The organism is Hylemonella sp. W303a (assembly GCF_046452315.1).
GTDB lineage: Bacteria > Pseudomonadota > Gammaproteobacteria > Burkholderiales > Burkholderiaceae_C > Hylemonella.
The window spans coordinates 288,540-308,043 of the sequence record NZ_JBKFDG010000005.1 but is presented as its reverse complement, the minus strand read 5'-3'; the positions used below and the strand labels follow the sequence as shown (position 1 = coordinate 308,043).

The following is a 19,504-nucleotide window of genomic DNA, read 5'->3' as shown; positions in this document are numbered from 1 at the left end:
ACCCGTGCCCGGCTCAATCGTTGGTTTACTTGGCAGCTGAGTCCTGATTGAACTCGTTCCATGCGACCGCAAGGCAAACGATCGCCCAAAAAACCGGATATTCGTATCCCCCTGTGTTCCAGGTCCAACCAAAACCTTTGACCATGTGAAGGGCGTACACGGCAACGGCCAATGCCCCCGCGGCTCCCAATGCCGCAATGCGCGTGCACAGGCCCAGAACCAGCGCAACTCCGGTCCCCGCTTCAACCAAGGCGGCCAAGATCACCCAAAACTCTGGTGGCATGAAGCCCGCTTTGGCGAAAAAACCGACGGTCCCCGGGTTCAGCGTTCCAGCCACAAATTTGCTTGTCACGTGGGGAAACATGAACGCACCACAAACAATGCGGAGGACATTCCAAGGATTGCTTGGATTGAAGTTTTCAGCGCGGATTAAAAAATCCCTTTTAGTGATTCCCAGCACGATGTTCATCCTTTCTTAAATCGTGCTTCATCGTATTCTTATCGAACATAACGATTCAAGTTGAATCAACGTGTCCATTGATTCAAATCAACCAGCCCACGGGGAGCTTGGGCTCATCACACCATCGAGTCAGGCGGCATGCAATGGGCGCTGCACATCAAGGGGCATGCCTAGTCAATCGAGGTGACACGTCGTCCAGCGCGCTTCTAAGCTGCTTGAATCAGCGATCAAGCTGCGCCCTGATCTTCGAAATATCGAACTAAATTGTCCAGCGCTGCCGCCTGGCCCACCTTGTGCCCTTCGATCATGGCGGCTCCTATGAAAGAAGCCACCTGGATGGTGTTCTTGAGCCGGGTTCGGCCCGCTAAGGGCACAAACTCCACGGTGGTCAGCGCCGCGCAGAGGCGGCGCCCCGAGGTCGTGATGCTCTCGCTGCAGACGATGCGCCGGTTCACGATGATCTCCAGGTAGTGCGTCACCACATGGATGTTCGGGTCCTGACGGGAGCCGCAGCGGAAGCGATCCATGCCACCCTCCCTGAAATCCTCGGCGTCGTAAATGATGACGGCCGTCTCGGACGGCGCCCCCCATCGGGCGCGCAGCGTCGCATCGGCATAGGCCTCGAAGACCGCAGTGATCGGGGCGGGCAGCTCGCGCTCGAAAACCAGGGTGGCATGCTGGACGGCAGGTGCGCGATCGTGTTCGGTGACGGACATGGAAGCTCCAGAATGATTGCGATACCTGTTCGACGAACGGCGCAAGCCCGGTTCGACATTCCACGGTTCGGGAAGAACCCGAAGCCCGGTAGGCTGCATGCCTTGATTTCACCCCTCGGCGCATGAAAAAAGCCGGTCGAACCCGACCGGCTTTTTGAGAGAAGCGAAACCCGCTTACTGCTTGACGGCTTCCGCCTGCACCAGCAGCTTCACTTCCTTCGGGAAGCCCCAGTTCAGACCGAAGTCGATGCCATAGGCGCTGCGATCGATGGTGGTCTCGAAATCGCCGCCGCAGACTTCACGCTTGAGCATGGGGCTCTGGTAGCAGTTGAACTTGCTGGCCTTGAGCGTGACGGGCTGGGTCTTGCCCATCAGGGTGAGGGTGCCAGCGATTTCGCTGACCTTGTCACCGTTGAAGCTGAACTTTTCAGCAGCAAACTTGGCGGTGGGGAACTTGGCGGTGTTGAAGAAATCCGCGCTTTGCAGGTGCTTGTCGAACGCCGCGGTTCCGGTGTTGACGGAGGTCATGTCGATGGTGATCTCCACGCTGCCCTTCTTGGCGGCCTTGTCCAGCGTGACTGATCCATCCTTCTTGTCGAAGCGGCCACGGTTGGTCGAGGTGCCCATGTGGTCGATCTCGAAGGTCACGAAGGTGTGAGTCGGGTCGATGCTGTAAGACGCGGATTGGGCTTGGGCGGTGCCAGCGGCGGCCAAGGCCAGGCCCACGAGGGTGGCGACGGTGATCTTGCGCATGAGGGGACTCCTGTGTATCAGCAAGGGTTGAGGAAGGGAAAATCGGAAGGGAAATCGCGAGGCGGCTCGGCACGCGGCAGGGCGTCAGAACTTGCCCACGCCGGTCAAGGCCAGCTTGAACTTGACCTGAACCTCGTCCGCCACCATGGAGGTGTCAGACCATTGGTTCTCACCGATGGCGAAGGCCAGACGCTTGATCGTGAACGAGCCCGTGGCAGTGGTCGTGCCGCCCGCTTGCGTCAGGGTCACCGGCACCGTGACTGGGTTGGAACGCCCCTTGATGGTGAGCTGCCCCGCCACCTCGTACTTGCCACCCCCCAGGGCCTTGATGGCGCTGGACTGGAAGGTGGCCTTCGGAAAGCCGGGCACGTTGAACCAGACCGCCTTGGGCAGCTCGGCATCCGCCTCGGGCACGCCCAGCGTGGCGCTGGCCATCTCGACGGTGAAAGCGATCTTGCTGGTTGGCAGCTTTGCGGGATCGAAGGCGACCTGCGCGTCGAACTTCTTGAAATAGCCCTCGACGGGCACGCCCATCTGCTTGCTGACGAAGACGATTTCACTCTGGGCAGGCACCAGCTTCTGCTGGGCCTGGGCAGGCAAGGACAGGCTGACGAGGGCGGACAAGGCCAGCAGCAGGCTGCCCGTGAGATGGCGGCGGATGAAATTCATGGTGGGTAGAACTCCGAAGTGAATGATCAAGACCGGCCAAACCACATGCGACCGATCAGGCCGTCGCGGTCCAGCCACTGGTGCTTCAAGGCCGCCGCCACGTGCAGCAGCACGAACAGGGCCATCAGGTAGGCGCCAATCTCATGCGCCTCCTTGAGGGTCTTGGCCAGGGCGGGGTCCTTGCCGACGAAATCAGGCAGAGGCAGCACGCCAAAGACAACGATGGAAAAGCCCGAGGCCGAGCTGTAAGCCCAGCCCAGCAAGGGCACGGCGAAGAACAACCCATAAAGCACCACGTGCGTGCCGTGGTGCGCAAGACGCTGCCAGGCCGGCATGGCCTGCGCGATGTGGGAAGGCAAGGCGGGCGCGGGACGGATCAAGCGCCAGAACAAGCGCAGGAACGACAGGGCCAGCACCAGGATGCCCACCCATTTGTGCCAGTTGAACAGCTTGAGCCGCTCAGGTGAAAAGGGCAGGTCGGCCATGTACACCCCAAGGGAGAACAGACCGATCAGCAACAGGCCGAGTGCCCAGTGCAAGACGATGGCCAGGCCGTTGTAGCGCGTGATCGGGGGAATGGAGGCGTTGAAGGTATTCATGGCAATGGGGTGCGATTCTAGGAAGCCCCCTTTATCCCCAGGATGAGCAGGCTTGTCGGCTGAGTTCAAATTTTTTGCTCGCCCGCCTGGGTGAACACCTGGACGTCCTTCCCTCTGGCACCGTTTTTGCACTCGCCCTCCGGGTTGACCCGGTGTTCCTTTTTCGAGCCAGGTTCGACAGGTACCCGTTCCCCTTGTTCCTTGTCTTCTCCTTTGCTGAAAGGCACTTCCATGAGTGAAACAACAACAGCCGCGGCGTCTGGCGGCGGTGTCACCTACCAATCGGTGGACAGCAGCTACTTCGAGAAACGCGGCCTGCGCCGCTACGCGGGCGTGGCGTCCCTGTGGGCGCTGGGCGTGGGCGCGGTAATTTCCGGCCACTTCTCAGGCTGGAACTTTGGGCTGGGCGTCGGCGGCTGGGGCGGCATGCTGCTCGCCACGATCTTCATCGCCATCATGTACCTGGGCCTGACCTTCTCCATCGCGGAGATGAGCACGGCCCTGCCCCACACTGGCGCGGCTTATTCCTTCGCCCGCTCCACCATGGGGCCCTGGGGCGGTTTCATCACCGGCCTGTGCGAGAACGTGGAGTACGTCATCACGCCAGCGGTCATCGTCTTTTTCATCGGCTCCTACCTGGGCTCCATCTTCGGCACGCCTGAGAGCTTCCAACCGGTCTACTGGATCGGCGGCTACATCGTCTTCGTGGGCTTGAATGTCATCGGCGTGGAGCTGTCCTTCAAGGTCACGCTGGTGGTCACGCTGCTGGCCCTGGCCTGCCTGGTGGGTTTCTGGTTCAGCGCCATCCCCAACATGGACTTCACACGCTGGGCGCTCAACATTGGCGTCGGTGCCGATGGCGCGCCGGTCGAACTGGCTGAAGGTGGCGGAAGCTTCCTGCCGTTCGGCTTCCACGGTGCGCTGGCCGCCATGCCCTTCGCGGTCTGGCTCTTCCTGGCCATCGAGCAGTTGCCGCTGGCCGCCGAGGAATCGATCGACCCCAAGCGCGACATGCCCAAGGGCATCATCCTGGGCATCATCACACTCATCGTCTCGGCCTTCATGATCCTGCTGCTGAACTCCTCGATCGCCAAGGGCGCCTTCGCACTGGCCACCTCGGGCGAGCCGCTGCTGGACGGCTTTCGCGCCATCTACGGCGACGGCATCGCCAAGATCCTCGCGCTGATCGCGGTGATCGGCCTGATCGCCAGCTTCCACACCATCATCTACGCGCAGGGGCGGCAGATCTATTCGCTCTCGCGCGCAGGTTACTTCCCGCGCGCGCTGTCCATCACGCATGGCACGCGCAAGACCCCGCACCTGGCCATGGTCGCGGGCGCGGTGGTGGCGCTGATCGTGATGTGCGTGATCTGGTACGGCGTGCAAAACAGCGCAGCCATCATCGGCGGAACGCTGCTCAACATGGCGGTGTTCGGCGCGATGATCTCCTACATCATGCAGGCCCTGTCCTTCATCCTGCTGCGCAAGAAGTTCCCCCAAATCGCACGCCCCTACACGAGCCCCTTCGGCATCGTGGGCGCTGCGCTGACCATGCTGATCGCGCTGGTCACCATCTACTTCCAGCTCTCCGACCCGGTGTACCGCGCGGGCGTGATCGGCGTGGCGATCTGGTTCGCGGTTGGCATCATCTACTTCGGGCTCGTGGGACGCCATAAGCTGGTGCTGTCACCGGAGGAAGAGTTCGCCCGCTCCAAGGGCACGGCGGAGTACAAGTCACTGTGAAACACGTCGATATGACGCGGCAGACGCCTTGCTCTTACTGAGGGACCCAAGGGTCAGCCAAGGTCGAAGCAAGGCGACGCCTCCAATGGAACAGGGAAGAAGGGCAACCTTCTTCCCTTTTTCATGCTCGGTGGTTCATGCTGGGTCGGCCAGCCCGCCCATCAGCAGTTGCAGCAGCTTGGCGCCCATGGCGCTGGCGGCTTGCTCGCGTCCCGCACCCAAGCCATAAAGCCCCGCCGTTTGCTCTTCGAGCACCAAGGTGGCGTAGCCATGCGCGCATGACCAGGCCAGCAGGATGCGCTCGCCCAATTCGGTGGGCGGCAGCCCCCGCTCGGCGATCAGCGCCGTGTACACCTCGCGCAGGGCATCGCCGGTGCGGCGCCCGGCCGCTTGCAACGCGGCGTCTTGCGGGTCCAGCCGGTCGCGGCGAAACATCAGCTGGAACAAGGCGCGGTGCGTCAGGGCGAAATCGATGTAGGCCGCGCCCAGGGCCTGGGCGCGCGCGCGCGCGTCCCCGCCCGCGCTGTCCATGCGCGCCTGCATCGCGTCGGCCAGGCGCTCGAAACCATCCGCAGCGCAGGCCGTCAAAAGCCCCCGCGCGTCGCCGAAATGGTGGGCGGGCGCCGCATGCGACACCCCGGCCGCTCGCGCGGCGGCACGAAGGGAAAAACCTTCCAGCCCCTGCTCGCGCAGCAAGGCGCTGGTGGCATCGATCAGCGCCCGGCGCAGATCGCCATGGTGGTAAGGCAGAGGTTCAACTGCTGGACGGCGGGCAGCGACAGATGCTGAGACAGTTTTGGAACGGGGCATGGCCGCATCATAACTTGACAATGTCAAATTACACCGATAGAGTCCATCCACCAAATCTTGACAACGGAAACATCATGAACCCTCAACTCTCAGATCTCTTGCTGGCGCTGCTGCACCACCTCGCCGCTTTCGCTCTGGTCGCGGTGCTCTTCTCGCAATACCTGCTTTTGGGAAGCCAGCCCGACACGGCGCGTCTGCGCACCTTGGGGCAACTGGACAAAGGCTACGCCGCGCTCGCTGCGGGCGTGCTCGCCATCGGTTTCGCACGCGCCGCGCACGGGGCCAAAGGCTGGGCGTTTTACGCCGACAACCCCGTGTTCTGGAGCAAGATCGCGGTCTTCGGGCTGATCGGTCTGCTGTCCGTCGTGCCGACGCTGCGCTTCCTGCGCTGGCAAAAGCAGGGCGGTTTGCCGGACGCGCACGACTGGCGTGGCACCCGGCGTTGGCTCTTGGCCGAGCTGTTGCTGTTGCCCTTGCTGCCGCTGCTGGCCATCCTGATGGCGCGAGGCATTGGGTTGTGAGCGGCATGAGGCGCCCTCTGCAGAACCCGGGCCGACTGGTCCGCCCGATGCGCGTGAACAGGCTCTAGGACAAGCCCGGTGCGGTGCCGCCCGCATCGAGCGTCAACGCATCGCTGCGGTCCTTGAGATCCACGCCGGTGAGCTGCAACTTGCGCGCCTCGCGGCACAGCCACCAGAGTCGTGCCGCGGCAGCAGCAGCGGGCAAGCCTTCGGGCCGCACATTGGAGATGCAGTTGCGCTGGGCGTCATTGCGCCCCGGCCGGGGCGCCCAGGTCAGGTAGATGCCCAGACTGTCGGGTGAGGACAAGCCGGGCCGCTCGCCGATCAGCACGGCGACCATGCGGGCCTGAAGCAATGCCCCCACTTCGTCCCCCAGGGCCACGCGCGCCTGGGTGGCGATGACCACGGGGCCGAGCGTCCAATCGGAGGGCGCGAGCTGGCGAATGGCCTCGATCAGCGGCACGGCTTGACGCTCCACCGCGAGCGAGGACAGTCCATCACCGACCACCAACAGCAGGTCACAACCGCCGGGTCGCGTTGGCGCCGCAAGTTGCGACGCATCGTCGGCATTCAAACGGCGGCCCAAGTCGGGCCTCAGAAGGTAGGTGGCACGGTCGCTGGCGGCGCTGCGCACGGTCAGCGTTTCGCAGCCCAGGGCCTGCAAGCGCGTGGCCAAGGACGCCGCATCAAGTTGGATGTGCACCGCGTCCCGCGCCTGGGCATGGGCCAGGCCGAAGCTCAGCAGTTCCTTCGTGGGCAGGCCCGCGCCCGATCGCCCGAGTGCAATGCGCGCCGCCGTGTGAGCGCGCAAGTCCGTCCAGGTGTCGGCGGTCCAGCCGTCCGCGCTCCGAACGTCTGAGTGGGTGCCCTGCGTGGGCAACTCGATCACCTTGCCATTCATGGCCTACCTCTGTCTGCGGGGTGCATGCGAAGTCCTTGCACGTGCTTGCTTCAGGCCGCCTTGCGCATCAGCTCCAAGGCAGGTTGCCGCGCCTTGCTGCTGAGCAGGCGACCGGCCTCATCGATGATCTGCATGCGCTGCAACCAGGCCTCGAATTCGGGCGCGTGGCGCAGGCCCAGCACCTGGCGCACGTAGAGCGCATCGTGGAAGGAAGTGCTCTGGTAATTGAGCATGATGTCGTCCGCGCCTGGCACACCCATCACGAAGTTCACGCCCGCCGCGCCCAGCAGGGTGAGCAGATTGTCCATGTCGTCTTGGTCGGCTTCGGCATGGTTGGTGTAGCAGACGTCCACGCCCAAGGGGGCGCCCAGCAGCTTGCCGCAGAAGTGGTCTTCCAGGCCCGCGCGCACGATCTGCTTGCCGTCGTACAGGTACTCAGGGCCGATGAAACCGACCACGGTGTTGGTCAGCAAGGGCTTGAACTCGCGTGCCACCGCGTAGGCCCGAGCCTCGCAGGTCTGCTGGTCCACGCCGTGGTGGGCGTTGGCGGACAAGGCACTGCCCTGCCCGGTCTCGAAGTACATGACGTTATCGCCAATCCCATCCTGCAAGGGACGGCCACGCTTGAGCGAGAGCGCCGCCTCGCGCGCCTCGCGCAGCACGGCCAGGCTGACACCGAAGCTCGCGTTCGCGGCCTCGGTGCCCGCGATGGACTGGAACACCAGGTCGACCGGCGCGCCCTGCTCGATCATCTGGATGGTGTTGGTGACATGCGTGAGCACGCAGGTCTGGGTCGGGATGCCCAGCCGCTCCACGACCTCGCCCATGCGCCGCACCAGGGTGCCCAGGGCGGCCACGCTGTCGGTGGCCGGGTTCACGCCGATCACCGCGTCGCCGCAGCCATAGAGCAAGCCATCGATCATGCTGGCCGCGATGCCGCGCACGTCGTCCGTCGGGTGGTTGGGTTGCAGGCGCACGGCCAGCCGCCCGGGCAGGCCAATCGTGTCGCGGAAGGCCGTGACCACGCGGCACTTGCGCGCCACGGAGATCAGATCTTGGTTGCGCATGAGCTTGCTGACCGCGGCCGCCATCTCGGGTGTGATACCGGCGCGCACGGCGCTCAGGGTGTCGCTGGTGGTGCGCTCGTCCAGCAGCCAATCCCGGAAGGCGCCGACCGTCAGGTGGGCGATGGGGGCAAAGGCCGTGGCATCGTGCGTGTCAATGATGAGCCGCGTGACCTCGTCGGTCTCGTAGGGAATCAGCACCTCATTGAGGAAGGTGCTCAAGGGTAGGTCCGCCAGCGCGAGTCGCGCCGCCATGCGTTCCACCGAGGACGTGGCAGCCACGCCCGCCAACGCATCGCCGGACCGCAGCGGCGTGGCTTTGGCCATCAGATCCCGCAGGTCTCGGAACTGCCAGTTCTGGTTCGCGACGGTGGCTTGGTAGGCGGGCATGGTGCCTCTCCTTCAAGCAGCAAATATGCCAGCGAGCCCCGTTACGGGCAAGGAGGGACAGGCGCGCGATCAAGCGCTCAAGCACGCCCGCCCAAGCATCACACCAGGGGTGAGCGTCAGCACCGGCGCGCACCAGCCAGTGCAGAGGTCAGGTGTCGGCGCAGACGGGTGTCAGATGCGGCCGTGACCTCAGCCGTCCGCGTTGATCTTGGCGATCAGCTTCTTGAGCACGTCCTCGGCTTGGTCATTCGGCACCTGGCAGGTGCCCGCCGCCTGGTGCCCGCCCCCGCCGTACTGCAGCATCAGGTCGCCCACATTGGTCTTGCTGGAGCGATCAAGGATGGACTTGCCGGTGGCAAACACCGTGTTCTGCTTCTGCGGCCCCCAGAGCACGTGGATGGAGATATTGGTCTGCGGGAACAGCGCGTAGATCATGAAGCGGTTGGTCGCGTAGATCGTGTTCTCGCCACGCAGGTCCAGCACCGCCAGATTGCGGTGCACGGTGGTGCAACGCTTGATCTGTTCCTTGGCTTTCTCGGTGTGCTCGAAGTACAGGTCCACCCGTTCCTTGACGTCCGGCAGGGCCAGGATGTCGTCGATCGTGTGGTCCTTGCAGTACTTGATGAGGTCCATCATCAGCTGGTAGTTGCTGATGCGGAACTCACGGAAACGCCCCAGGCCCGTGCGGGCGTCCATCAGGTAATTGAGCAGCACCCAGCCTTTGGGGTCCAGCACTTCGTCGCGCACGTACTGCGCGCTGTCGGCCTTGTCCACGGCCTCCATCATCTCGTCGGAGATGCCAGGGAACTTCGCCTTGCCGCCGTAGTACTCGTAGACCACGCGCGCGGCCGAGGGCGACTTGGCGTCGATGACGTGGTTCTTGCGCGCCTCGGCGGACTGGCCCGCGTTGCGGATGGTTTCGGAGAGGTGGTGATCGAAGGCCAGGTGCGCGCCGGGCACGTACGGCAGGTTGGTGGTGATGTCCCGCTGGCTGATTTCCACCTTGCCATCTTGCATGTCCTTGGGGTGGACAAACTTGATGTCGTCAATCAGGTCCAGCTCGTTCAGCAAGACGGCGCAGACGAGACCATCAAAATCGCTGCGGGTGACAAGGCGGTATTTTTCTTGGCTCATTGATCACTCTCCTCCATGAATATGTAAGCAGATATTACAACACCGGTTTTGGCCTGTGAGCGGGTATCGACCCGGAGTCAGGCCTCATGCGCCGAGGGCCAATGTGAGCAATTCCTCGGCGAAGGCATACGAGGTGGACGCCCCCGTGCCACCGGTCACGATGCCCAGGGCCACGCCTCGGGATGGCGAGGTCTTGAACACCACGTCGGCCGCACTGGCATAGGTGCCCGTCCAACGCTCGGTGACTACAGCGCCCGCGGCCCCGGCTGCGGGCAGCACGCGTCGCAATTCGTCCAGGATCAGCTCGTCCACGGCCGTGCTGCCAAAGGGCGCCTCGGCATCACCATAGACATGGCTGTCTCCCACGACCAGCGAACCATCGGCCGACTGCACCACGATCAGGTGCACGCCCTGGCGCAGGTGCTCACACTGCTCGGCTTGCAAGCGCCGCAACAGCGGGGCTGCCTCCGGCAGCTCGGCATAACCTTCATAACGCACCAGGCTGAGGTCTGACATCAGGGCTGCGGGCAGGCGCAGAGGCACGGCGGGCTGCACGCGCATCATCTGCAAGGTGCTCATGCGGATACCTGCCTGCTCGATGGCCTCGGGGTAAAGCGCGTTCAATTCATGGCCGGGGCAGACCACGCAATGGTCGGCGCGCAACACGCCCCGGCTGGTGGCGACGGTGGGCAGGTCCACGCCATGCACCACCGTGCGCCAGTGGAAATCCACGCCCTGTGCCGCCTGCAGCCAGGCCGCAAGCTTGGGGATGGCCTCGCGCGACTCGACCCGACGCTCGTGCGGGCTGTAAAGTGCGCCCAGCTGCGGCCCCAAGGCCGTCGCGCCAAACCGAGCCTGCGTCTGCGCCGACGTGAGCAATTCACAACCCTCGCCCATCTCGGTGCGCATGAAGGCCTCGATCACGGCCAGGGCCTCGGGGCGCTGGGCCGTCAGGTAGAGGCCGGGATGGATCACGGGAATGCCCGCTTGCGGCGCGATCGCCAGCCAGGCGTCACGCGTCTTCATCGCGCGGCGCCAGTGCTCGCCGCGCCGCTGGCCCGTGACCGTGACGAAACCGAAATTGCGGATGGACGCGCCGATGCTCTGCGCCGTGCGCTCGACCACGGCGACCTTGAGGCCGCGTTGCCGGGCCGCGTACGCGGTCATCAAGCCGACGACGCCCGCGCCCACGATCACCAAGTCGTAATGTGTGTCGCCCATGCGCTTTGTCATGTTGCCTGCCTTTGGAAAATTCAACGCGAGCGCCAGGCTTGGGTCCGCCGCCCTGCCCACCACCCCAAGGCCATGAAGCACAGGCTCGCCAAACCGGACACCAGGGTGATCAGCACCGCCATCGCGGCGGCCGGACCCGTCTCACCCGCCTCGTCCAGGTTCAGGATGGCGATGGCCGCCACCTTGGTCTGCGGCGCGTAAAGAAAGACCACGGCCGACACGGTGGTCATGGCGTTGATGAAGAAATAACGCGCGACGTCAATCACGGCCGGCAGACAAATGGGCAGCGTGACACGCCACGCCGTCTTGTAGAAAGGCACCTTGAGGGACGCGCTGACGGACTCGAACTCGTTGTCCAGGCCCTTGAGCGCGGTCACCGCCGTCAGATGCCCCGTGGTGTAGAAGTGCACGATGGTGCACAGCGTGAGCAAGGCCATGGTCTGGTAGAGACCCCCCAGGGGATTGCCCGGCGCGTTGAAGAAAAAAATGTAGCCCAGTCCGAGCACCAGACCGGGCACGGCCATGGGCAGCATGGCCAGGAGACGCAGCAAGCCGCGCAGCAGGCCGTCCAGGCTCACCCCGGAACCCGGGGCTCGGCGCGGCGCGGTCTTCTCCAACAGGTAAGCCCCGGTGAACACCAGCACGGTGCCGCCCAGCGCGGCCCCAGCCGCCATGCGCAGGCTGTTGAGGAAGCCGACACCCACCTCGGCCTCCGTCAGGCCGTAGACATAGTGGTTGAGGCTGGGCATGAGCTTGTACGGCCAGAAGGTGGCCAGGGACGCGAACACGGCCATGCCCAGCATGGCCAGCATCAGCGCCGCGACACCGAGACAGTAGAGCGAGAACGCAGCGTCACGGCCGCGCGCAGGCTTGGGTGCGTAGGGGACGGCGCGCGCACCCAGCATCGCGGTCTGGCGCCGCTGCAGCAGGTGATCGACGGCGAAGGTCAACACGGCGGGTGCCAGCAAGAGGATGGCCACCACCGAACCCTTGGCGAAATCCTGCTGGCCGATCACGAGCTTGAACACATCGGTGGCCAGCATGTTGAAGTTGCCCCCGATCACCTTGGGAATGCCGAAGTCCGTCATCACCAAGGTGAACACCACGAGCGCGGCCGAGACCAGGCCGTACTTGGCCCCCGGCAAGGTGATGGTGAAAAACTTGCGCACCGCGCCAGCGCCCATGGAATCCGCAGCTTCGTAGAGCCGCGCATCGGCCAGGGCCAGCGCCGTCACCAGGATCATGAGCGCGTGTGGGAACACCGCGAAGCACTCGGCGAGCACGATGCCCGGTGCGCCATAGATCTGCGCGTAACCCAGGCTCTGCAGCAAGCCCTTGGCCACGCCTTGGTTGCCGAACCAGTAAATCAGCGAAATGGCAGGCAGCAAAGACGGCGCCAGCAGCGGAATGAGCGCCACCAGACGCAGCGCGCCTTTCATGCGCATGCAGGTGCGCGTGAGCGCATAGGCGAAACCGAAGGCCAGGGGCACGGCGATGGCCGTGACCAGCGCGGCCACCCAAACGCTGTTCCACAGGCTTTGCAGCAAGGCGGGCGTGCGCGCGTAGGCCAGGAAATTGTCCAGCGCGACAAACTGGCCCTCCTTGCCCAGCATGGCTTGCCAGAGAATGGCCAGCAGGGGCAGGGCCAGGCCGCATAACAGCACCAGCACGGCCAACAGCACGAGAGCACGCGCCAGGCGATCGGTCCAGTGCAGGCGCTGATGGACTGTCTCCCTCAAGGCTGAGCGCAAGAGCGGGGCGACCCGCGCGCCGCCACTGGCGCTCGCGTCGGTCGTTTGCGCCGTGCTCAAGCGGCCTCCGCCCCGGCCGGGAAGACGCGCACACGGTCGGCCCGCAGCGCAAAGGACAGCGGCTGGCCCACGCGCACGCCGAACTCGTCCATCTGGTTGAGCGAGAACTGCAGATGCAAGGGCAGCACTTGGCCCTCGGCGTCACGCAAGCCTTCCACCTCCAACTCCGCCAAGCAGTTGCTGCCCAGAAATTCGATGCCGCGCACCACGCCCGTGCAACGGCCCGGGTCGTCCGGCGACACGTCGATCATGCGCCGGTCCTCCGGGCGCAGGTACAGCGTCACGGGACGGCCGGGACGGAACTCCGCGCCTTGCGTGCACTGCAGGCGCAGCGGCCCACACCGGAACCAATGCCCGCCCTCGGCCACGGCCGGCAAGCGATTGGCCTTGCCCACGAACTCGGCCACAAAAGGAGAAGCGGGTGTACGGTAGATGTCCAGCGGCGTGCCGACCTGTTCGATCACGCCCTGGTTCATGACCACGATGCGGTCGGCCATGGACAGTGCTTCGTCCTGGTCATGCGTGACCATGATGGTGGTCAGCCCCAACTTGCGTTGCAGCGCTCTGATTTCCTTGCGCAGGTGCACGCGCACGATGGCGTCCAGCGCCGACAGCGGTTCGTCCAGCAGCAAGAGGCTGGGCGAGGTGGCGAGCGCGCGCGCCAGCGCGATGCGCTGTTGCTGCCCGCCGGACAACTGCGCCGGAAACTTGCGCTCGCTGCCAGGCAGACCCACCAGCGTCAGCAACTCGTCCACGCGCGCGGCGATGCGCGCCCGGTCCATGCTGCCGTTCAGGCCGTAGGCCACATTGGCCGCGACCGTGAGATTGGGGAACAAGGCGTAACTCTGGAAGACGATGCCGTAGTCGCGCTGCGCAGGCGGCAACGCGGAAATGTCGCGCCCGTTTTGCCAGACCTGGCCGCTGCTCTGCACCTCCAGGCCCGCGATGATGCGCAGCAGCGTCGTCTTGCCGCAGCCCGAGGGACCGAGAAAACAGACCAGCTCACCGGCCGGCAGATCCAGGTCGATGCCGTCCAGCGCCGTGAAGGCGCCAAACGTCTTGCGGACCTGGCGCAGTGAGAGATAAGGAGATTCAGGCATGCCGTGACTTCGTACGCGGGCTCCCATGGAACCGGCTTTGCCGGGCCATCGGGAGCGTCCCCCCACCACCGCAGGATGAGTGGGGGGAAGGCGCGCAGCGCCTCAGGGGGGAATTCACTTCTTAATTTCAGTCTTGCTGTCGTAGCGCTTCGTCCATTCGGCCAGAATGCGCTCGCGATTGGAGGCGGACCAGGCGAAGTCCATCTTCACCAGGCGCTTTTCATAGTCCGCGGGCACGTTGGCCAGAGGTTCGGCCACGCCCGGCACGGCGGTGATGGCGAAATTCTTGCCGTAGAGCTTCATCGCGTCCAGGCTCGAAGCCCAGTCCGCCAGCTTCTTCGCCGCAGCCAGGTTCTTGGTGCCCTTCTGGATGGCGAAGGCTTCCAGATCCCAGCCCAGCCCCTCCTTCGGGAAGACCAGTTCAATCGGCGCGCCCTTGGCCTTGTTGCTGTTGCCGCGGTACTCGAAGCTGATGCCCGCCACGTACTCGCCTGCGGCCGCCATGTTGCAAGGCTTGCTGCCGCTGTGGGTGTATTGGGCGATGTTCTCGTGCAGCGCGTCCATGTACTTCCAGCCGCCGCCCTTGCCGTTGTCGTCACCCCAAAGCGTCAACCAGGCCGCCACATCGAAGTAGCCGGTGCCGCTGGAAGCCGGGTTGGGCATGACGACCTGGCCCTTGAATTCAGGCTTGGTGAGGTCCTTCCAGCTTTCGGGTTTCTTGATGCCCTTCTTCTCGGCTTCCACGGTGTTGAAGCACACGGTGGCGCCCCAGACGTCCATGCCGAACCAGGCCGGCGGGTTCTTCTTGTCCTTGTAAGCAGGGCTGATGGCCTTGAGGTTGGCCGGCGCGTAGGGCTCCAGCATCTTGTTGGCATCCAACAGTGCGAGGCTGGAAGCGGCCACGCCCATCACCACGTCGGCTTGCGGGTTGGCTTTTTCGGCCAGCAGCTTGGCGGTGATCACGCCCGTGCTGTCGCGCACCCATTTGATCTCTATATCGGGCTCGACCTTGTTGAAGCCTTCCTGGTAGGCCTTGAGTTGGTCGGTTTCCAGCGCCGTGTAGACCAGCAAGGTGGTTTTCTGGGCCCAGGCCGCCGAGGTCGCCCCGGCCAGCACGGCCGCGAACACCCAGGTCCGGAAAGAAAGCGTCATGCGCATGGTGAATGCTCCTGATGATGGAAACCGGCATCGTGTGACGTCACCGTGACGCGTTGATGACGGCAGCCTGATCGATCAATGCAAACCTCGTGCCCGGCAGCAGCGCTGCCTCGCGGGCCGCGCCAGTCGTTGACGCCCTGTGGGGTGGCGCGACATGTCACCGTTATGGTGCGGCGTGGGGATGAAAACTCGGGCCGTCGGTGCACGCCCCCGTCACCGTCACCCTCAGGCCATGGGGCGCAACCGCGCTGCCGCCACGGCTGGCCTCAGGACGATCCGACCAAAAAGCGCAGGCCCACGCCCGGCTCGGTGGCGATGTAACGTGGCGACAGCGCGTCGTCGCCCAGCTTTTGCCGCAACTTGCCCACCAGGATGCGCACGTAATGCGTGTCGTCCTGGTGGGTCACACCCCAGACCTCGCGCAGGATCTGCGGCTGGGTCACCACGCGCCCGGCATGCTTGATCAGCAAGGCCAGCAAGGCATACTCTTTGCGGCCCAAGGCGAGCAGCTCACCGCTCAAACGCACCTCGCGGCGCGCCAAATCGATGCGCAGGTGGCCGTCGTCGAACACCGTCTGTCCTTCTTTCACACCGGGTTGCTGACGCAACAACACGCGGATGCGCGCCATCAACTCCTGCGTGCCGAAAGGCTTGGTGACGTAGTCATTGGCCCCTTCGTCCAGAGCCGTTACCTTCTCCGATTCACCCGCGCGCACGCTGAGCATCAGCACCGGCACCTGGGACCAGGCGCGGAGCTCTCGCAGCACTTCGTGGCCATCGATGTCAGGCAGGCCGATGTCGAGCACGACCAGATCGGCACCCTGCGCCGCCAGCGCGGCCAAGCCTTCGCGACCTGCCGCGGCCAGCGCCACTTCATAGCCTTGCGCGCGCAAACTGATTTCGAGGAAGCGCCGAATCTGCGGTTCGTCGTCGATCACCAGCACACGCACGGGCGTGGAAACCGGCATGGCGGGCGAGACGGGAGATGGCGTGGACATGGACGTCAGAGCGCGGGCTGGTGTGGCAGTCTATCGGCTGTCGGCGTCAAACAGTGGTTCAGAGGACATCCTGGGCGGCGTCATCAACGGCAGGGTGATGCGGATCACGGTGCCGCGACCGTCCGGGCCCGACAGGGCGGAAACACTGCCACCGTGCGCGCCGACCATGCCCTGCGCGATCGTGAGACCCAGTCCCGTGCCGTGGCGACCTCGGTCCCCGCGCTCGACGCTGTAGAACATGTCGAAGATGCGTCCACGTTCTTCCACGGGTATGCCGGGGCCGCGGTCGCGCACGTCCAGTTGCAGGACGCTAGGCTGCAAGCGCTCGCGTCCATCGTCCGTCTCACCGGTCTCTTCGACCCCTTGGGCCGTGATGTCGATGGTCTCGCCCGGTGGAGAAAACTTGGCGGCGTTTTCCAACACATTGAAGAGTGCCTGTTCCACCAGCGCGGGATGCACCCAGATCGGAGGCAACCGCGGCGCCAGCGTCACCTGCAGCAGCACGCCCGGCTGGTATCGGCGCAGGCGCCCGCAGGCCGATCCGATCAACTCGTCCACGCCGATCCAGTCGCGCTTGAGGCTCAGGCCCGTGTGGCCCAGACGGGTCATGTCCAGCAGGTTCTGGATGTAGCGGTCCAGCCGCTCGCCTTCGACCAAGATGGTGTCGAGCAGGCTCTTGCGGTCCTGCGCGCTCATGGCCTCGCTGTAACCGGCCAGGCTGCCAGCCGAGCCGATCATGGCCGCCAGCGGCGAGCGCAGATCGTGCGAGACCGAGGACAGCAGCGCTGAACGCAGGCGCTCGGTTTCGTTGTTGACGCGCGCTTTTTCCAAATCAGCCACCAGCCGCGCGCGCAAAGCCGCCTGAGCGATGTCTTCGGCCATGGCCTCGGCCAGACGGCGCTGCGCGAAGGACAGGCGCCGGACGTCTTCGCCGAAACGCAGCCCGACAATGCCGATCACGTCGTCGCTGGTTTCGCCTCCAAGGCCCGCCATGTTTTGCTCCTTGCGCAGGGGCAGCCACCACCAGGCCGCCCCGGCCAGGGTGTCGGTGAATCGCCCCGAGGGCTGACCATGCGACAGCGCCCAATCGGCCGCGGCGCGGTCGATGTCCGCCAGCACCGCGCCGTTGGAACACGACTCCACGTCGGCGCCGCTGCCTTCGCCATCCCCGGTCACGCGCAGCCAAGCGCCCGCGCCCAGATGGCGTTCAAGCACCGTGCGCCCGGCCTGCAGCACGCCCCCCAAGTCGGCGGCTGCGCTGAGCTGCTGCCCGAGCCCCTGCAACACCGTGACGTGCGCATTCGCAGCGCGCAGGGCCAACACCTGCATGCGCAATTGGGACGCCAGCCGCCCGGCCACTAACGCGGTGATCAAGAAGAGAAAGACCGTGGTCACGCCTTGGCGCGCGCCGATGTAAAGCGTGAATCGTGGTTCGATGAAGAAAAAGTTGTAGGCCAGGAAGCACAGTCCCGCCGCGACCACCGCCGCCGTCATGCGCGTGCGCGCCGCGACCAACACCACCGCCACGATGAAGACCATGGAAAGATCGCTCAAGCCCAGCCAGCGCTCCGCCGCCCAGGCCCCCGCGATGGCGACCAGCGTGGCCAACAGGGCCAAGGCGAGGTCATAGCGGCCCAGCCATGCTGCTGGGCTTTCCCGGCGCTGCCGCGCTCGGGCGCGTGCCTGCGGCGCGCTGATGATGACCAGTTCGTAATGCGCGCCGTGTTGCAGCAGTTGCTGGGTGAGCGTGCGGTTCACCATCCGGGCGAAGGGGCGCTCGCGCGTGCGCCCGACGACGATCGTGGAACTGCCGTCACGCGCGGCATGGTCAAGCAGGGCGTCGGCGACACGCGGTCCATGCAGCACTTCGGTATCGGCACCCAGCTTGCGCGCCAGCGCGAAGGCGCGGTCGAGTTCAGCCTGCCGCGCCGGATCGACCTTGCCGCCGGGGCCGGATTTCACCGTCACCACGCTCCAGGGCGCGTCGCGCCGCTCGGCGATGCGTCGGCCCGCGCGCACCAGGTATTCGGAGGACCCCAGGCCGTCGATCGCGACCAGCACGCGCCGACGCAGCGCCAGACCGGACTGTCCGCGCGCGGTCTGGGTTTCGCGCAGGTCTTCGTCCACGCGGTCGGCCGCTGTCTGCATGGCCAGTTCGCGCAGCGCAGCCAGGTTCGAAGGCAGAAAGAACGCCTTCAAGGCACGCTCCGCTTGGTCGGGCAGATAGACCTTGCCTTGTTTGAGTCGCTCGATCAGTTCGCGCGGCGGCAGATCGACCAGGCGGATGTCACGCAGACGGTCGAACAGCGCGTCGGGCACGGTCTCGCTCACGCGCACGCCGGTGATGCGGTGCACGATGTCGTTGAGGCTTTCCAGGTGCTGGATGTTGACGGCGGTGCAGACGTCGATGCCCGCGTCCAGCAGTTCCTCCACGTCTTGCCAACGGCGTTCGTGCCGACTGCCCACGGCGTTGCGGTGCGCCAGCTCGTCGACCACGACGACGCGCGGTCGACGCGCCAGCACCGCGTCGATGTCCATCTCCTCCAGCCAACGCCCCTGGTAGTCAACGCGCCGGCGCGGGATGACTTCGAGGCCATCCAGCAGCGCCGCGGTTTCGACCCGACCGTGGGTCTCGACCAGGCCGATCACGACATCCACGCCCTGCTTCTGCAACTCTCGCGCCCGCGAGAGCATGGCGTAGGTCTTGCCGACACCCGGCGCCGCGCCCAGGAAAACCGTCAGCCGCCCCGCCGCGTCGCGGCGCAGTCCACTCGCCCATGCGTCAGCCCGGGCCTCGCGGTCCGGGTCACGTGGGACCTTGTGTTCCTCGCGCATGCGCCTATTGTGCTTGCGCGGCCACTGCGCGGCTCAGGGCATCCAAGGCCAGGTTCAGCACCAGCACGTTGACGCGGGGCTGACCGAAGAGACCGAGCTGCGGGCCTTCGGTGTGCCGGGCCACCAGCTGACCCACCTGGTCCGCGTCGAGCCCTCGTGCCCGCGCGACACGCGCGATCTGGACGCGGGCGCCCTCGGGGCTGATGTGCGGATCGATGCCACTGCCGGACTGAGTGAGCAAGTCCCCCGGCACAGCCTCGGGTGAGATGCCCTCGCGCGCAGCCACTGCCACGCGGGCGTCGGCGATGCGCTGACGCAGGTCGGGATTGCTGCGCGCCTGGTTGCTGCCCGCCAGGGCCATCGGGTCGTAGGCGGCCGCCGAAGGGCGCGGCTGGAAATAGCGCGCGTCGGCAAAGGGCTGCGCGGCCAAGGCGGAGCCGACGACACGGCCCTCGCGCTCGATCAGACTGCCCGTGGCCGTCCGAGGAAAGAGCAAACCGCCCAGGCCCGCCACGGCGATGGCATACAACAGACCGAACACCAGCAGAGAGACCAGGGCCAGCCCCAGGGGTGCGCGCAAGGAAGAAGAATGGCTTGTCATGATGAACC

The 19,504-nt window shown here is 65.2% G+C and carries 19 protein-coding genes; 2 read left to right on the top strand and 17 right to left on the bottom strand.

Annotation, left to right across the window (positions count from 1 at the left end; genetic code table 11):
• Nucleotides 1–25: 25 nt before the first annotated feature.
• From ACLBKS_RS11945 to ACLBKS_RS11920, 6 genes are all read right to left on the bottom strand, one after another.
• A complete protein-coding gene (locus tag ACLBKS_RS11945; RefSeq protein ID WP_410193023.1) occupies nt 26–469 on the bottom strand; it encodes a DoxX family protein in 444 nt (147 codons plus the stop codon).
• Between the two features lie 218 nt (nt 470–687).
• Nucleotides 688–1,176, bottom strand: a complete 489-nt coding sequence (locus ACLBKS_RS11940) for an SRPBCC domain-containing protein (RefSeq protein WP_410193022.1) — start codon at nt 1,174–1,176, stop codon at nt 688–690.
• 174 nt (nt 1,177–1,350) lie between these two features.
• Nucleotides 1,351–1,929, bottom strand: a complete 579-nt coding sequence (locus ACLBKS_RS11935) for a YceI family protein (protein ID WP_410193021.1) — start codon at nt 1,927–1,929, stop codon at nt 1,351–1,353.
• 84 nt (nt 1,930–2,013) lie between these two features.
• Nucleotides 2,014–2,598, bottom strand: coding sequence for a YceI family protein (locus tag ACLBKS_RS11930; protein ID WP_410193020.1), 585 nt, complete (start codon nt 2,596–2,598; stop codon nt 2,014–2,016).
• A gap of 26 nt (nt 2,599–2,624) precedes the next feature.
• A complete protein-coding gene (locus ACLBKS_RS11925) occupies nt 2,625–3,197 on the bottom strand; it encodes a cytochrome b (protein ID WP_410193019.1) in 573 nt (190 codons plus the stop codon).
• Nucleotides 3,198–3,262: 65 nt separating this feature from the next.
• Nucleotides 3,263–3,430, bottom strand: a complete 168-nt coding sequence (locus tag ACLBKS_RS11920) for a hypothetical protein (RefSeq protein WP_410193018.1) — start codon at nt 3,428–3,430, stop codon at nt 3,263–3,265.
• Here ACLBKS_RS11920 and ACLBKS_RS11915 point away from each other — a divergent pair.
• Nucleotides 3,429–4,940 carry an amino acid permease gene (locus ACLBKS_RS11915; protein WP_410193017.1) on the top strand — a complete coding sequence of 504 codons (1,512 nt, stop codon included), beginning with the start codon at nt 3,429–3,431 and terminating at the stop codon, nt 4,938–4,940. The genes ACLBKS_RS11920 and ACLBKS_RS11915 overlap by 2 nt on opposite strands.
• A gap of 135 nt (nt 4,941–5,075) precedes the next feature.
• On the opposite strand, the gene ACLBKS_RS11910 is transcribed toward ACLBKS_RS11915, so the two are convergent.
• Nucleotides 5,076–5,750 carry a TetR/AcrR family transcriptional regulator gene (locus ACLBKS_RS11910; RefSeq protein WP_410193016.1) on the bottom strand — a complete coding sequence of 225 codons (675 nt, stop codon included), beginning with the start codon at nt 5,748–5,750 and terminating at the stop codon, nt 5,076–5,078.
• A 74-nt stretch (nt 5,751–5,824) separates the two neighbouring features.
• On the opposite strand from ACLBKS_RS11910, the gene ACLBKS_RS11905 reads away from it, so the two are divergent.
• A complete protein-coding gene (locus tag ACLBKS_RS11905; RefSeq protein ID WP_410193015.1) occupies nt 5,825–6,271 on the top strand; it encodes a DUF2214 family protein in 447 nt (148 codons plus the stop codon).
• Nucleotides 6,272–6,335: 64 nt separating this feature from the next.
• On the opposite strand, the gene eutC is transcribed toward ACLBKS_RS11905, so the two are convergent.
• The 10 genes from eutC to kdpC all read right to left on the bottom strand — a co-directional run bounded on the left by eutC (nt 6,336) and on the right by kdpC (nt 19,496).
• The gene (eutC, locus tag ACLBKS_RS11900; RefSeq protein ID WP_410193014.1) at nt 6,336–7,172 is read right to left on the bottom strand and encodes an ethanolamine ammonia-lyase subunit EutC; all 837 of its coding nucleotides are present in this window, start codon (nt 7,170–7,172) and stop codon (nt 6,336–6,338) included.
• Between the two features lie 50 nt (nt 7,173–7,222).
• Nucleotides 7,223–8,626 carry an ethanolamine ammonia-lyase subunit EutB gene (locus ACLBKS_RS11895; RefSeq protein WP_410193013.1) on the bottom strand — a complete coding sequence of 468 codons (1,404 nt, stop codon included), beginning with the start codon at nt 8,624–8,626 and terminating at the stop codon, nt 7,223–7,225.
• A gap of 189 nt (nt 8,627–8,815) precedes the next feature.
• Nucleotides 8,816–9,760, bottom strand: coding sequence for an exopolyphosphatase (locus tag ACLBKS_RS11890; RefSeq protein WP_410193012.1), 945 nt, complete (start codon nt 9,758–9,760; stop codon nt 8,816–8,818).
• Between the two features lie 84 nt (nt 9,761–9,844).
• A complete protein-coding gene (locus ACLBKS_RS11885) occupies nt 9,845–10,993 on the bottom strand; it encodes a TIGR03364 family FAD-dependent oxidoreductase (RefSeq protein ID WP_410193011.1) in 1,149 nt (382 codons plus the stop codon).
• 20 nt (nt 10,994–11,013) lie between these two features.
• Nucleotides 11,014–12,744, bottom strand: coding sequence for a putative 2-aminoethylphosphonate ABC transporter permease subunit (locus ACLBKS_RS11880; protein WP_410193050.1), 1,731 nt, complete (start codon nt 12,742–12,744; stop codon nt 11,014–11,016).
• 56 nt (nt 12,745–12,800) lie between these two features.
• Nucleotides 12,801–13,904, bottom strand: coding sequence for a putative 2-aminoethylphosphonate ABC transporter ATP-binding protein (locus tag ACLBKS_RS11875; RefSeq protein WP_410193010.1), 1,104 nt, complete (start codon nt 13,902–13,904; stop codon nt 12,801–12,803).
• Between the two features lie 114 nt (nt 13,905–14,018).
• Nucleotides 14,019–15,056 (bottom strand): putative 2-aminoethylphosphonate ABC transporter substrate-binding protein, encoded by a 1,038-nt coding sequence (locus ACLBKS_RS11870; RefSeq protein ID WP_410193049.1) that lies wholly within the window; start codon nt 15,054–15,056, stop codon nt 14,019–14,021.
• A 272-nt stretch (nt 15,057–15,328) separates the two neighbouring features.
• Nucleotides 15,329–16,030 (bottom strand): response regulator transcription factor, encoded by a 702-nt coding sequence (locus ACLBKS_RS11865; RefSeq protein ID WP_410193048.1) that lies wholly within the window; start codon nt 16,028–16,030, stop codon nt 15,329–15,331.
• A 60-nt stretch (nt 16,031–16,090) separates the two neighbouring features.
• On the bottom strand, nt 16,091–18,895 hold the full coding sequence (locus ACLBKS_RS11860) for an ATP-binding protein (RefSeq protein WP_410193009.1): 2,805 nt from the start codon (nt 18,893–18,895) through the stop codon (nt 16,091–16,093).
• A gap of 4 nt (nt 18,896–18,899) precedes the next feature.
• Nucleotides 18,900–19,496: a potassium-transporting ATPase subunit KdpC gene (gene kdpC / locus ACLBKS_RS11855; protein ID WP_410193008.1), complete on the bottom strand. Its 597-nt coding sequence runs from the start codon at nt 19,494–19,496 to the stop codon at nt 18,900–18,902.
• Nucleotides 19,497–19,504: the final 8 nt, after the last annotated feature.